Raw genomic sequence first — 14,116 nt, forward strand, 5'->3', positions numbered from 1 at the left:
CTTTCCATGCCCCTCAAACGGCAAGATAAGGTATATACTGAACTTAAAAATTGAACCACCGCAATTTGTACCGTCCTTCCCGGCCGAGAGATGACCCTGATCAGGACGGCAACGGTTTGCGGCGAACCACGGGGGCCAGTCCAAGCTGCAGAAGGCCGTCCGATGGACACAAAGGGGAGATAGACTTATGAGAGAACAACTGAGTGTACTGGAAAAACGCGGAAATACCAACTGTTTCTCGGAAGTGAATTTCAACCATCTGCTCGTAACGATGAAGGACAGAACCTATCCGGAAGGAACCCATCTGTATTGGGAGGGAGATGTCTCTGACAAACTTTATTATATGAAACGAGGCCGGGCCCAGATCACCAAATCCACGGATGAAGGCAAGGAATTGATTATGTACATGTATCAAGCCGGTGATATGATTGGGCAGGCTGATCCGTTCTTCGGATCGAAACACAGCTTTTCGGCGGAAGTGCTGGAGGATAGTGAGATCGGCGTACTGGAGCATAAAGACCTGGAAATGCTGATCTGCCAACACTGTGACTTTGCGATCGACTTTATGAAATGGATGGGTATCCATCACCGTTTGACCCAAACCAAATTCCGTGATCTGATGTTATATGGCAAACCTGGCGCACTCTGCTCCACGCTGATTCGATTGTCCAATTCCTACGGCGAGCCCCATGGAGAGCATGTCATGATTCATAAAAAAATAACACACACGGATCTGTCCAATATGATTGGAGCGACCCGTGAAAGTGTCAACCGCATGTTAAGCGATCTGCGTAAAAAAGACGCCATTGAATACGATAACGGCATGATTGTCATCAAGGATTTGCACATGCTACAGGGCATCTGCCACTGCGAATTGTGTCCTAACGAGATTTGCCGAATCTGACGCTTTTCCCGTCTTGTAAAACATTTGATACGCAAATGAAAAAAGCCCATCTTCTATAACGAAGATTGGGCTTTTGTTATGCTTAAGATACAGTAGTCAACTCGAGCTTTACTGCATCACGTGGATTCAGTTTCATGTCCAAACCGTTTTCCATCAGTTCCTTGTCATTCACCATGATCATCCAGCGTTGGTTCATCCGGGGAATTACATTTTCAACGGAAACAACGAATTTGTTATTCTCCGACATTCTTACAATCCCGCTGGACTTCAATACATCACGCACAGTACATTCCTGAACATACACCCCGGCATATTGACGATTGAGATTTGGCATAATATTTCCACCGCTCACCTTGAGTAATGTTGTTTGGTACGCAACATCGTCTCCCCTACTGTCAGCGGCTTTTACATATATGATCACTTCATCTTTGACATGAAGCTCCATGTCCCAATTTTCCGGGTCAATATCCTTGCCATTCAGTTTGACCGCCCAGCTAAGTGAGGAGTCCAGCGAAACTTCCCCCACGGATTGGATCCGCTTGCCATCTGCTGTAAAATCGACAAGTCCACTGTTCAATAGTGCTTTCTTGAGCGTCAGACCTTCACTAAAATCTCTCTTAATGGACTTCGTTGCGTCAGGCAAAAAAGTACTGCCATCCACTGCCACAGTAATTGTATTCTGCGATTCGGTCTCTTTGACGATTGGCTGTTCGGAAGGCTGTGTCTCGCTACACCCGGCTAATATAACCAGAATAAGCAGACATATACCTATGTAACCGGGGATTCTCTTCTTCATGTAGGTAACACCACCCTGCGTAAAATCATTCACCCTGTTGTCCATAACCTCTATTATGGCACAAAATTCATGCAAAAAAAGTGTCAATGCCGTTACTTTTCATCCAGCAGCGTCCATAACTGGTTTATACAACACAAAGAGCCTGCAAGCAGGCCCTTTGGCTCTAAATATCATTAAGGTCGTCTATAGAGTAGCATGGTTACTGGACACAAGCCTGCATGTAGGTACGGCCTCCGTCTCCATCCTTCAGATACGGATTGAGCCCAAAGAATTGTTCCTCCGACACATAAACACCTGTCAGCAAACGCCCTTCAAGTAATCCACCATCCACCTGTACACAGAACGAAGGTGCATCCACGTATTCCTGGTAGAGCGGAATCTGACCCGATGAATGGTGTACCTTGGATACCTTGCCCTGCTCATGCAGCGGCCGTTCAGAGAAATAGGTAGGTACAATATAACGCGCAATCACATCTAGCTCCTGTACAGTGTAGAAGGTGTCATCACCCAGCCAAGGCGCAAACATGCGAATCTTCTCATATTGCGACCATACAATCGCCTGAATCAGCATCTCTGCTTGAACAAAACGACCCTCGCCCAGATCCAGATACACACGTTCTTCTTGGAAAGTGGGCTCGGCCTGAACCCCAATGGAATCGGGTTGTCTCAGCTCACATCCGATACATTTCCAGCCTTTTGCTGTCTTAATCCATTTTTGCAGTACCGCCGGAGCCATGACCTGACCATTGCTATTGGTGGAATGAGTCTTCTCTCCTGCAACATCATCCTTAACCGACGGGGAATATGAAGTTCGTTTAAACAGCTCCGCAGCTTTTTTGTAAATTAAATGTACCTGGATGGATGCGCTCTCAAGTTCTGCAATATCTTGCTTGCCGTAGCGTACTTCACGGGATAAGCTTTCTTCTCTCATGACAAGTGGCCTCCTCGCTCCGGCCGCCTGCGGCCATTTTATTTTACAATTATACTACAACTCGCGACAACATGTGCAGAACCCTGAAGACAAAAACTCCTGATTTCCACTGGAAACCAAGAGCCTTTATCCCAACAGTTCCTTTAGTTTGAGCCGGGGAAGCTGTTACTACTCAACCCAATGCTCTGCCCAATCTTGAATTTGATTCATAACGGGCTGTAGCGCCTTGCCTTTCTCTGTCAGTTCATATTCAATACGAACTGGCGTCTCCGGATAGACATGACGGATCAGAATTCCTTCGCTTTCCAGATCTTTCATCCGTTCTGACAGCATCTTATCACTCATCGATGGAATCAGGTTGGAGATATCCTTGAATCGCTTCGAACCACTCATCAACGTTTGAATAATCAGACCGTTCCAGCGCTTACCCAAGAAAGAAAACGCCGTCTCAAAGCGCGGACACATCCGCAGATCTTGGCCTTCCACATTAATCACCTCTTTAGAGATCACTCAACTTACGTTTAGTTAGTATATTTCATAATAACATATTTAAGTCTCAAAGAAAACGTCTGCCGCTAAAAAGTTAAAATTTTAGAGGCATAACTCAACTTCGATGATACAACTCAGTATACATCACATGGGACAACGGAACCATGGGAAAATATCGTCTAACTCCCATGTAGCTATCTTACCCAAAAAGTTCCTTTTATTAACCCAAAAAACCCTGCTGCCTCAGTCATACTTGACTTGGAGAAGGGTTCTTTGGTATATCGTTTATTTTATGCGTTCACATAGCCAATTTGCAGATTAAACCAGCACGTTACCAAGTGATCTTACAGGCTCGCTGAAGCCAAATTCCGGCTTAACGTTGCGCGTAGGATATGCCCACTTCACGCCATTGCTGATCACTTTTAAGATTTCCGGATTGTAGAAAGTCGGGTATGTTTCGTGCCCAGGACGGAAATAAAAGATTTTGCCTGAACCGCGGAGGAACGTGCATCCGCTTCGGAATACCTCTCCACCTTGGAAGTTGCTTACAAACACCAGCTCATCCGGCACTGGAATATCGAAGAATTCCCCATACATTTCTTCTTTTTCCAGAATGATCTTGCTATTGATGCCCTCAGCAATTGGATGGGACGGATTCACACACCAGATAATCTCCTGCTCATTGGCTTCACGCCATTTCAGATCACAACTTGTGCCCATCAGCGCTTTGAAGGGTTTGGAGAAGTGACCGGAGTGCAGCACAATCAACCCCATGCCATCCAGGACCCGCTGTGCAACCTTCTGTGAAATCTCGTCACTCACGCGATCATGCGCCATATGTCCCCACCATATAAGCACATCTGTCGAATTCAGCACCTCATCACTTAATCCATGCTCAGGCTGATCCAGTGTTGCAGTGCGAATGGCAAAGCCTTCGCCTCCCAGCCCGTTTGCCAACGCCATGTGCAAACCGTCAGGGTAGACTTCTTTTACTTCATCATGAATTTTCTCATGGACAAATTCATTCCAAATGGTGACGTTAATCATATTCGATTTCCCCCTAGTGTAACTCTAAACCCACCACATATCTCCCAGTGGTTCTTCAATCAATACTTGTTGGAGATTTTGCACAGCTTTAGAGAATCCTTCTTCTACCGACATCAGACCATCTTCGTGTTCAATACTTACGACATAATCATATCCAACCAGACGCAGAGCGCTAATAATATCAGCCCAAGTCTTATTATCGTGACCATAACCGACCGAGCGGAATTGCCATGCACGATCAAGCATGTTTGTATAATCCTGCATATCTGTTACACCATGTTTATTTACGTTAATTGGATCAATAGTTGTATCCTTCGCATGGAAGTGATGAATCGCGCCTTCACGTCCCAGAATGTGGATCGCTTGCACCGGATCAATACCTTGCCACCACATGTGGCTTGGGTCCAGGTTAGCGCCAATCACTTCGCCTGCTGCTTCACGCAGTCTCAGCAAGGTAGCTGGTGTGTGCACTGAGAATCCACCGTGCAGTTCCAGTCCCACTTTCACATTGTGATCTGCAGCGAACTTGCCCCACTCAGTCCAGTAAGGGATAACTTTGTTGTCCCATTGCCATTTGAGAACTTCCTGGAAGTCATTCGGCCATGGTGCAACAGGCCAGTTCGGATATTTGGCATCCTCATGGTCTCCCGGACAACCGGAGAATGTATTTACAACAGGCACTTCCAGTTTCTCAGCCAGTTCTACCGTCTTAACAAAATCATCGTGGAATCCTTTCGCAATATCCTTTTGTGGATGAAGCGGGTTACCGTGACAGCTCAATGCGCTGATGGTCAGACCGCGAGATTCTACTGCATTTTTGAAATTTTTCAATGCTGTCGGGTTGGTCAGAAGCTCATCCGGTTTACAATGAGCATTCCCTGGATGTCCACCCGTTCCGATTTCTACTGCTTTCAAGCCTTTGGATGCAACATAGTCGAGTGCATCCTCCAATTTACGTCCTCCGAATAGTACCAAAAATACGCCGAGTTTCAAGTGCGATTCCTCCCTAGATTAAATATCATATTAATTGCTGGTTTTATGAACCATGAACTGCATCAATTTACCGTTCAGATCACATGATTGTATCATTATTGTGGAAAATCAAGAGCTATTCTATCCTGAAATTAAACGTAAGAATACTGGTTATTTCATTGGAAATGACATCCGGTCAGTTTAGTCGAAATAAACCGCTTTGCCTGTCTGAGCAGACTCGTAGATCGCTTCAAGAATCTGAGTAACCACGATGGCTTGTTCAGGTTTTACAACTGGATCTTTGTCTTCTATGATCGCTTCAAGCCACATTCTAGCTTCACGATCCGCTTCATTTTCTGCACTGCCGGAATAAAAAGCAACTCCGCCTGCTTCCAGATCTACCTTGGTTTCAAACAGACGGCTGCGTTTCTCGCCATTGATACGCAGACCATCCTGCATATCCGCGCCACCTTCTGTTCCGCAAAGCAATGATTTCGCTTCGCCGAACTCAGCTACGTTCAGCGCCCAGCTGGATTCGATAATAATTGTAGCCCCATTCTCCATCGTCACAAAGCCGAATGCAGAATCCTCTACCTTGAATTGTTCCGGGTCCCACGGACCAAAAGCATTGGCCGCATTCTCACGTTGACCCAGCTTGTGGAAAGTTGAGCCCATAACACTTTTCGGCTTGTAATTATCCATCAGCCAAAGAGTCAGATCTAACGCATGTGTACCGATATCAATTAACGGTCCTCCGCCCTGCTTTTCCTCATCAAGGAACACACCCCAGGTAGGTACAGCACGGCGGCGAAGTGCAATCGCCTTACCGAAGTAAATATCACCCAGCTCGCCTTCTTCACACATCTGTTTCAGATATTGGCTGTCATTGCGGAAGCGGTTTTGATAGGCAATAGACAATTTTTTACCTGTACGTTGTGCGGCCTCCAACATAGCCTGCGCTTGTGCAGACGTTTTCGCCATTGGCTTTTCACACATTACATGTTTGCCCGCCTCAAGGGAAGCGACCGTGATCACGGAATGGGAGTCGTTTGGTGTACACACATGTACCACATCAATGCTCTCATCCTTCAGCATCTCGTGATAATCCGTATATACTTTGGCTCCCTCAGCACCGAATTCAGCTGCTGCCTCCTCCGCACGTTCTTTCACAATGTCGCAGAAAGCGACCATACGGCCCTGAGATTGTTTGGACAGGCTGGGCATATGTTTACCTTTGGCGATTCCGCCACAACCTACGATGGCGATATTAAGTACTTTAGACATGAACAAGTCCTCCATTAGCGGCATATTTTCTAATCCAGTTCATACTGCTCTCGATGCTTTGCAGTGGATGATTCTGACATACATCCTGTTCCACAACAAGCCACTCGGCTCCCGCCTGATCTGACGCTTTAGCTACAGCCCCCAGATCTACCTCGCCTTGGCCAAATTCCACTGTCAGGACTTGACCTTCTGAACGGCACATGTCTTTCCAGTGAACCAGCGGCAGACGTCCCGCATACTTCGCGATGACTTCCGTTGGCGGGGATCCTGCGGCGTGAGCCCAACACGAATCCAGCTCCATTTGCAGGTGGAAAGCGTTTACGTTATCATCCATCGCGTATAACGCCTGCTGACCCTCAACCTGCTCTGTAAATTCAAAATCATGATTGTGATACATTAACACCATATCCTGCGCTGCACATTTCTCACCAATCTCATTGAGGGAAGCAAATACGTTATCCCATTGTCGTTGTATTAGTGTGACTGTACAGCCTCTGACTGATTTTCATCTGTATTGTTTTCTGCTGCTGCTTGATAGGTGCTCTCCAGTTGGATGTGTTTGCCCTCAAGCGAGGAACGCTGGAACGCATGCATAGCTTCAAGCACATGGTAGGCGAGCTTGCCACTGGCCTTGTGTTCGCGTCCGGCTCGAATGGATTCAACCATTTCGGTAACGCCGATTCCGCGCTCATTCTGTCTGCTTTCAAAAGCAGGCGTCACAGTCTCCCAAGTGTCCTGGCCGAATCTGCGCAGCTTCACTTCCCCGTTAAAAAAGTTGGGGTCCGGTATGCTCATCGTGCCTTCGGTACCGTAGATTTCAATCCGAGGCAAATCCGAAGCACCCCGGATATCGAAGCTGGTGATCATGGTTGCAATGGCACCTTTCTCAAAATCAATCGTTCCTGCCAAATGTGTTGGCGTCTGTACCTCAAGAGGTGTACCTTCCTTTGGCCCGGAACCAATAACGCGATCTGTAATCTGTACACCTGCTGAGGAACTAATTCTGCGAATCGGTCCAAGGAGGGTGATCAGCGCTGTCAGATAGTAAGGCCCCATATCGAACATCGGTCCGCCACCAGCGACATAAAAGAACTCCGGATTCGGATGCCAAGCTTCCGGCCCTCCACCCATGAAAAATGAAGTTGCCGCAATTGGCTTACCAATCCGTCCTTCTTCAATAGCCTTGCGGGCAGTCTGAATCCCTGATCCAAGGAACGTATCCGGTGCTGAACCAACATACAATCCTTTTTCCTCAGCCAGTTCAATTACCTTGCGACCATCCTCAAGAGAGATTGCCAACGGTTTCTCGGCATACACATGTTTACCTGCTTCTAGCACAGCCAGATCCGTCATGGCATGACTACCAGGAACCGTGAGGTTTAGCACAAGCTCAATCTCGTTATCTTGCAGCAACTCATCTACATTGTAAACGTTTGCGATATTAAATTCATCAGCTCGTTCTTGTGCCCGTTCACGGATCAAATCCGCAACAGCCACCACTTCAATGAGAGGATTATCTTTTAAGTTTTCCAGATAAATGGCGCTAATGTTACCGCAACCAATAATGCCCGCTTTCATTTTCTCCACAGTGATGTTCATCTCCTTATGAGTGGTGAGAACCTGTAACTTGCATATTTGTAATTGAAGGTTTTGCGCTTGAGTGTTGCACTTGAATTTAATACTATGGTATTCCGTTTCGGCTTCAATTAAAATGAATAATATGATCGAAACATGAACTATCTGGTCATAATTTTCAAATTGCAAGGAGTATGCCAATGCCGACTGATTATTCCTGCCAGGTTCTTACAGCAGGCTTCTCATTTCATCGCAAACCTTATATAGGCTTGCATCCTGAGGGAGTAAAGAATTACTTGTTGAGGCTTCAGACGGACGGACGTTGCCGAGCTCGTGTAGACGGCACCATGTCGCTTGTTGATGCGGGCGATCTGCTTCTGTTTAGTCCAGATGAGCCGTATGAACTGAGAATAGACAAAGAGCAAAATCCGATGGGTGAACGACTTGTGGAGAGTGGTGATTACCATATTTTCTTCAATGGAGACTGGGTGGATGAGTGGTGGAAACATCACAAGCGGCCGAACCGGATCAAGGTGCAGCTGACTGAAAGCCTGCTCACCCTGTTTCGACAGCTCGTGCTGGAGCAGCGCCGTATTTCCAATCCGTACCCTGAAATCGCCAGTTATTATATGCGAATTCTTTGTCTTGAAGTGGATCGTATGCTCTCGGAGCATCCGACGATTACCAATACCAACTATGTGGCATATGAGATTAAAAGTTACATCGAGGAGAACGCTTCTTCTCTATTCAAGCTTGAAGATATAGCTACCCATATTGGAATCAGTGTTTCACGGGGGGTTCATCTCTTCAAAGAAGCATTTGGTAAAAGTATTATGCAATATACGCTGGATGTAAGGCTGAACATGGCCAGGGAACGGATCATTTTCAGTCCAATGACACTCGAACATGTAGCCGAGTCTTCCGGCTTTAACAATTATACGTATTTCCACCGGGTATTCCGCTCCCGGTTCGGCATGTCGCCCAAAGAATTTCGCGTCATTCACCGGGAACAGATGTAATCGCTTCATTAATACGTATACGTATTATTCGTAACTGGACTTATTTGCGCGCAGCAATCGCTTCGGATACAACCATAGCCAGATCTTCGTTGCCAAACATGGATAGTACGCCTAATACGGTATCGTCCGGAATGTCACCGGCTTCCTCCTTGGATACAACTAGCTTCAGCACCTGCTGCAAACGCTCATTGCTCAGTTGTTCCGGGTAGGCTTGCCGGTACATCTCTTCCGGGTCCAGTCCCTGATTGACACACCATTGGGCAAATACCAGAATCATCATTTCCTCTTCCTGTCTATACGTCTCAATTACAGCTTCCTCAATCTGTTTGTTGCGTTCTTTTTCATATTCATCCATGGTATTATTCTTCCTCCAATATCGTTTAATGAATCATTAGTGCGGAAGGCTCCATTCTCATACTCCCGCACGATCCTCTTCCAGATTAACCGCGGATAAGCTGTTCAGCCAGGTCATGACTGTCCATGACGTGACTTGCACTGATGGCACAGTCATCCGGGGTTTCAAGATTTGCCAAAAATTGATCAATCGCTCCGGTGAAACCTCTTCGGGTCAAAATACTTTCCCAGCTGCCAAAGGTTTCCTTGCGTTCCTGTGCACCGCGTTCCTCATATTTCGCTATTTCCATGTTCAGTACTTCTACCGATCTTCCCCCGCCATACAGCTCAAGCTTCTCCAGATCCGCTCCTGCTTGGCGTACCATATCGAATCTGCCATATGCTGTTCTGCCCAGCTTGGCTGATCCTGCGGCGTGCAGCAGTCGGTCCAAATCATTTTTTCGTATCCATTGATGGAGCAGCTGCACATTGTGATCCGAATACCATAACATCAGGTCAAGCATATGAATCAGATCGTCATAGATCGTTTCCGCAGCAGGACGATCCTGAATGCCTGTCCGATGTTTAGTTACTGTCAGCGATTCAAAGCCTTGTCCAGCCTGCATCCATTCCTTCGCGTTTTGATACAACGGTGCAAATCTCCGGTTAAAACCTACCGCCAAAAGAAGACCCTGTGCTTCCGCAAATGCGGTCATTTCTTCCGACTCCCGTAACGTATAAGACAGAGGTTTGTCCACGTATACTGCCAGCCCCCGCTCCAAACATTGCATGACAATGTCAAAATGAGCTTCTGTCGCTGTATGTACAAACACCGCATCCAGATCCCAGGACAACAATTCTTTCATATCCGTTGTTCCATTGTTCAATCTATAGGTATGCTGTATTTCCTTCACCGGCTCGGGAGAACGGTTCATAATCCCCGTAATTTCCACGTTTGAGTGGGCAGTCAACAGCGGCAAATATACTTTGCGTGCAATATCCCCGAGTCCGATGATCGCAGCACGGGTTCGCTTGGTTGTTTCCATTATGATCATTCCACCTTCAGATGAGTTCTATATTTCTACGTCCTATAGTGTAACCCTTCAGACACCAACATGCCAGTGATTGCAGCTAGAATCGGCACGAATTGTCCATCCTTTGGTTGAACGTGGTAAACTTTAGAGAGACAGCAATACGGATTGGGATACGGTAAGACCTTCCTGGTCTGAAAGGAGCGTTTGGGATTTTGCGAAAATGGTTATGGCTCCTCTTATATGTTTTACTTGCCGGAGTCACGTTTATTTACAGATATGAACTGCTGGCCTGGACCGATCTGCATCAGTCCATTCCACTTTTACTCGCCATGGCGACGTTTTTTGCTCTTGTACCCGTAATTCCGTACAAAATCGTCATTATTGCCTTTGGCTATAGTTACGGTACTGCAACAGCAGCCTGGATATGCTGGCTTGGGACCACATTTGCTGCACTGCTTGTATATACCGGAGCAAGAACGATATTCCGAAATCAGGCCAGATCCTATCTCGGACGCATTCGGGGTTTGAATCGATTTACAACCTGGATGGAGGCTCATCCCTTTATGGGTATCGTGTCTATGCGACTGCTGCCCATCGTGCCCCAAATGGCGGTTAATATCTATGCTGGCATTACCTACACCCCATTCTGGGTATTCATGGTTGCGACGGCTATTGGCAAACTGCCTGCGATTTTTGTTTTTGCCTATGCGGGTGCACAAGCCGAAACATCAATCTGGGTGAGCCTGCTAATCCTTGCCGGTTATCTGGTGTTCATGACGATAATATTATTCTTGTTTCGCTTACGCTCTCGTAAAAAAGTCTAAGTGGGAGAAGTCAGAAACTGTTCAGATTCATCCTCTTTACGATCCTGCTTGGTTGGCTTGCCAATTCGGGATATAATAGAAGAGTAAGCCAAAATATCATTCTTCATCAGAAATGGAGTGACTATAGCATGGAACAACATACTAGTGAAAAAGCAACTTTTGCAGGCGGGTGCTTCTGGTGTATGGTATCCCCCTTCGAGGAACTACCCGGCATTCATAAGATTGTATCGGGTTATACAGGAGGACATACGGAGAACCCCACATATGAGGAGGTCTGCTCGGAAACAACTGGTCACGTAGAGGCCGTTCAAATTACATTCGACCCGGCCATCTTCCCATATGAGAAGCTCGTTGAATTGTTCTGGCAACAGATCGACCCAACGGATACGGGCGGACAATTCCATGACCGTGGATCATCCTATCAGACGGCCATCTTCTATCACAGTGAAGAACAACGCCAGATCGCAGAAGCTTCCAAAGCAGCTTTGGCACAAAGCGGACGTTTTGACAAACCCATCTTCACACCGATTTTGCCAGCGAAAACGTTCTATGAAGCAGAAGAGCATCACCAAGGTTACCATCACAAAAATCCTGCGCACTACAAACGTTACCGTAAAGGTTCTGGACGCGAAGACTTTATCGAACGCAACTGGTCCGGTAAAGTGGATAAAGACGGCCTGAAAGAGCGTTTGACGCCTCTTCAATACGAAGTTACTCAAAACAATGCAACCGAACCAGCATTTCATAACGAGTTCTGGGATCACCACGGTGACGGAATTTACGTGGACATTGTATCCGGTGAGCCACTGTTCAGTTCCACCGACAAATACGATTCCGGCTGCGGCTGGCCAAGCTTCACCCGTCCACTGCGGGATTATAATGTAAAGGAAAAAACGGATCTCAGCCACTTCATGATTCGTACCGAAGTGAGAAGTCGTGAAGGAGATTCCCATCTGGGTCACCTGTTTAATGACGGCCCTGCCGAAGCTGGTGGTATGCGTTATTGCATCAACTCCGCAGCCCTTCGTTTTGTACCCAAGGAAGACCTTGAAAAAGAAGGATATGCCGAATACGGAGTACTGTTTAAATAAGATAAGATAATATTCACATAGAATTACCTTAAAGAGCAGCGGAAATTTTCCGTTGCTCTTTTGGTTGTATATTTTGCCCATTCTCCGCTGGGATGTAAAGAGTTCTTGACATACGAATGATCAGTCATATAAAATTCAGGTGTAAAGAGTTCTTGACACGATTGAGTTCATTCGTGCCATGTAAAGTGAGGTTTGTGGATGCAAAATCGGATAAAAGTACTGCGTGAACTGAAAGACATTTCACAAGGCAAACTTGCCGAACAGTGTGATGTCAGCAGACAGACGATTAATGCTATTGAAAACAATAAGTACGACCCCAGTTTACCACTGGCTTTTGCTATCTCAGAAGCACTGGAGGTCACGATTGAACAGTTATTTATGTATGAGAGGAGAAAATCCTGATGAGGTCAAGAAACTGGACAATAGGAATTACAGGTTTATCGGCACTTCTTGTGCTTGGAATGGTGATATATCGGACAGCTTTTGGGAAATCCGTTGGACTCGGCGAAATGGTAACACTTGGGTCAATCATGATGCTTTTCATGTCAACCGTGACATGGGGAACAAAGGCAAATCAAGATCATGTTCGTGAAGACGAGGAATTGGGTAGAAAAATTACGGAACAGAGCTCGAAGCTGGGGTATTTTCTACTGACATTCTTTATTCTCATCGCTGTTGCTATAGACCATTGGATGCATGAAGAACCCAGTCTTCTGCTTCTCTCCTTACTAGGGCTCTCCATGGTTATCCTACCCTTTCTTGAATGGATTCAGATGCGAAAGTACAGATTATCGGAGTAATTCCGAGATCCTTTTTGACTTTTGCATTCCTACTCTATCACATCATACTCACAATCCAGCCGATCCAGTAAGCAAATGGAATCAATAACAACTGCGCCAACAATGTGCCAAATAAACGGGATACAAGCATGCAGCCATAGATCTGATTCATTCGATCCAGCCGAATTTCACCACGCAGTGATTTGTCGCTAAGCAACGAAATACGAGGATCAATCAGGATCGTTAACAAAATGGTCGCTACTCCATTAATGAGTCCGGTGGATTGCGAAGCAGCTACAGCCTGCCCCGGATACAGATACGCAGCGTACAGACTGGACAGAACTCCAGTTGTATAGATCGCTGTCACCGCTATGTTCAACGTCATTAGTCGTCTGGGCATTCCGTGGTGTACCAATAACTTTGCCATTTTCCATGATGGCGGGGTAATGTAATACATCGCATTTTTGATCTTGCTGCGTTTCAATAGGCTTCTGACCATGGAAGGAATCGATCCTGCCGCCTCAAAATGAACGACCATTCGGGAAGCGAGCTTGACCATGGTTGGAAAACTTAGAATAGCCAAGGCTGTTCCTACCGTAGCCGCGCCCATTAGCCAGTGCAGTTGGGCTGCAAAATGTGGGTTCCCTCCATTCGTCGCCGTATCCACCAGATTGCCTACCATCGGCCCTTGGGCCATATTGGAGGTACGCGACACCAGCAGCAAAATTCCGGACAGGGACAAGGCCAGCGCTATTCTTCGAGTATGCAATCCCCCAAGACGCAGCGCATAGGACAGACTGTCCGCCGCATGAATAAGCATGGTAAATAACATAGGAATGGCTAGGCTTAAACTAAACATATGTAAATCTCCTTATCTTTTTTCCTAATGGGCTTCTATGGTAATTTCAAGTATGGAAGCATTATACTCCTCATCCACATAAAAGTATAGAAAAGCGCAGAGAAGTTGAACAGTAGAATTGCACCCAAACTACAACATACGCTACAAGGTTCTCCACAGCAATCGTTTATTCATCCGGG

Annotated in this window: 17 protein-coding genes; 6 read left to right on the forward strand and 11 right to left on the reverse strand. The window is 46.4% G+C overall.

Annotation, left to right across the window (positions count from 1 at the left end; all coding sequences use genetic code 11):
• The first annotated feature begins 187 nt into the window (after positions 1 to 187).
• Complete coding sequence (locus BMW94_RS25290) at positions 188 to 904, forward strand: Crp/Fnr family transcriptional regulator (protein WP_091001543.1); 717 nt, start codon at positions 188 to 190, stop codon at positions 902 to 904.
• An 82-nt stretch (positions 905 to 986) separates the two neighbouring features.
• Here the strand turns inward: BMW94_RS25290 and BMW94_RS25295 are convergent, their stop codons facing one another.
• The 8 genes from BMW94_RS25295 to BMW94_RS25330 all read right to left on the reverse strand — a co-directional run bounded on the left by BMW94_RS25295 (position 987) and on the right by BMW94_RS25330 (position 8,010).
• Positions 987 to 1,700 carry a hypothetical protein gene (locus tag BMW94_RS25295; RefSeq protein ID WP_091001544.1) on the reverse strand — a complete coding sequence of 238 codons (714 nt, stop codon included), beginning with the start codon at positions 1,698 to 1,700 and terminating at the stop codon, positions 987 to 989.
• A 199-nt stretch (positions 1,701 to 1,899) separates the two neighbouring features.
• On the reverse strand, positions 1,900 to 2,631 hold the full coding sequence (locus BMW94_RS25300; protein WP_091001545.1) for a hypothetical protein: 732 nt from the start codon (positions 2,629 to 2,631) through the stop codon (positions 1,900 to 1,902).
• 168 nt (positions 2,632 to 2,799) lie between these two features.
• Entirely contained in the window at positions 2,800 to 3,117 is a 318-nt protein-coding gene (locus BMW94_RS25305; protein ID WP_302848015.1) for a winged helix-turn-helix transcriptional regulator, read from the reverse strand.
• 321 nt (positions 3,118 to 3,438) lie between these two features.
• Positions 3,439 to 4,167 carry a ThuA domain-containing protein gene (locus BMW94_RS25310; protein ID WP_091001546.1) on the reverse strand — a complete coding sequence of 243 codons (729 nt, stop codon included), beginning with the start codon at positions 4,165 to 4,167 and terminating at the stop codon, positions 3,439 to 3,441.
• A 24-nt stretch (positions 4,168 to 4,191) separates the two neighbouring features.
• A complete protein-coding gene (locus BMW94_RS25315; protein ID WP_091001547.1) occupies positions 4,192 to 5,160 on the reverse strand; it encodes a sugar phosphate isomerase/epimerase family protein in 969 nt (322 codons plus the stop codon).
• A gap of 180 nt (positions 5,161 to 5,340) precedes the next feature.
• Positions 5,341 to 6,423, reverse strand: coding sequence for a Gfo/Idh/MocA family protein (locus tag BMW94_RS25320; protein WP_091001548.1), 1,083 nt, complete (start codon positions 6,421 to 6,423; stop codon positions 5,341 to 5,343).
• A complete protein-coding gene (locus BMW94_RS25325) occupies positions 6,416 to 6,898 on the reverse strand; it encodes a sugar phosphate isomerase/epimerase family protein (RefSeq protein ID WP_091001549.1) in 483 nt (160 codons plus the stop codon). Before BMW94_RS25325 ends, BMW94_RS25320 begins: the two co-directional genes overlap by 8 nt.
• Positions 6,898 to 8,010 carry a Gfo/Idh/MocA family protein gene (locus BMW94_RS25330; RefSeq protein ID WP_091001550.1) on the reverse strand — a complete coding sequence of 371 codons (1,113 nt, stop codon included), beginning with the start codon at positions 8,008 to 8,010 and terminating at the stop codon, positions 6,898 to 6,900. The genes BMW94_RS25325 and BMW94_RS25330 overlap by 1 nt, the downstream gene beginning before the upstream one ends.
• Positions 8,011 to 8,198: 188 nt before the next feature.
• Here BMW94_RS25330 and BMW94_RS25335 point away from each other — a divergent pair, with 188 nt between their 5' ends.
• Positions 8,199 to 9,017 (forward strand): AraC family transcriptional regulator, encoded by an 819-nt coding sequence (locus BMW94_RS25335; RefSeq protein WP_063565659.1) that lies wholly within the window; start codon positions 8,199 to 8,201, stop codon positions 9,015 to 9,017.
• Positions 9,018 to 9,057: 40 nt separating this feature from the next.
• On the opposite strand, the gene BMW94_RS25340 is transcribed toward BMW94_RS25335, so the two are convergent.
• A complete protein-coding gene (locus BMW94_RS25340) occupies positions 9,058 to 9,372 on the reverse strand; it encodes a hypothetical protein (protein ID WP_091001551.1) in 315 nt (104 codons plus the stop codon).
• An 85-nt stretch (positions 9,373 to 9,457) separates the two neighbouring features.
• Entirely contained in the window at positions 9,458 to 10,396 is a 939-nt protein-coding gene (locus BMW94_RS25345; RefSeq protein WP_091001552.1) for a Gfo/Idh/MocA family protein, read from the reverse strand.
• A gap of 200 nt (positions 10,397 to 10,596) precedes the next feature.
• Here BMW94_RS25345 and BMW94_RS25350 point away from each other — a divergent pair, with 200 nt between their 5' ends.
• The 4 genes from BMW94_RS25350 (at position 10,597) to BMW94_RS25365 (ending at position 13,099) form a co-directional block, all read left to right on the forward strand.
• Positions 10,597 to 11,208: a TVP38/TMEM64 family protein gene (locus BMW94_RS25350; protein WP_091001553.1), complete on the forward strand. Its 612-nt coding sequence runs from the start codon at positions 10,597 to 10,599 to the stop codon at positions 11,206 to 11,208.
• Between the two features lie 128 nt (positions 11,209 to 11,336).
• Positions 11,337 to 12,299: a peptide-methionine (S)-S-oxide reductase MsrA gene (gene msrA / locus BMW94_RS25355; RefSeq protein ID WP_091001554.1), complete on the forward strand. Its 963-nt coding sequence runs from the start codon at positions 11,337 to 11,339 to the stop codon at positions 12,297 to 12,299.
• Between the two features lie 198 nt (positions 12,300 to 12,497).
• A complete protein-coding gene (locus tag BMW94_RS25360; protein ID WP_090900912.1) occupies positions 12,498 to 12,701 on the forward strand; it encodes a helix-turn-helix transcriptional regulator in 204 nt (67 codons plus the stop codon).
• Positions 12,701 to 13,099 carry a hypothetical protein gene (locus tag BMW94_RS25365; protein ID WP_091001555.1) on the forward strand — a complete coding sequence of 133 codons (399 nt, stop codon included), beginning with the start codon at positions 12,701 to 12,703 and terminating at the stop codon, positions 13,097 to 13,099. The genes BMW94_RS25360 and BMW94_RS25365 overlap by 1 nt, the downstream gene beginning before the upstream one ends.
• Before the next feature lie 37 nt (positions 13,100 to 13,136).
• Here the strand turns inward: BMW94_RS25365 and BMW94_RS25370 are convergent, their stop codons facing one another.
• Complete coding sequence (locus BMW94_RS25370; protein ID WP_091001556.1) at positions 13,137 to 13,937, reverse strand: lipid II flippase Amj family protein; 801 nt, start codon at positions 13,935 to 13,937, stop codon at positions 13,137 to 13,139.
• Positions 13,938 to 14,116 lie beyond the last annotated feature (179 nt).

Source organism: Paenibacillus sp. OK003 (genome assembly GCF_900109515.1).
Lineage (GTDB): Bacteria > Bacillota > Bacilli > Paenibacillales > Paenibacillaceae > Paenibacillus > Paenibacillus marchantiae.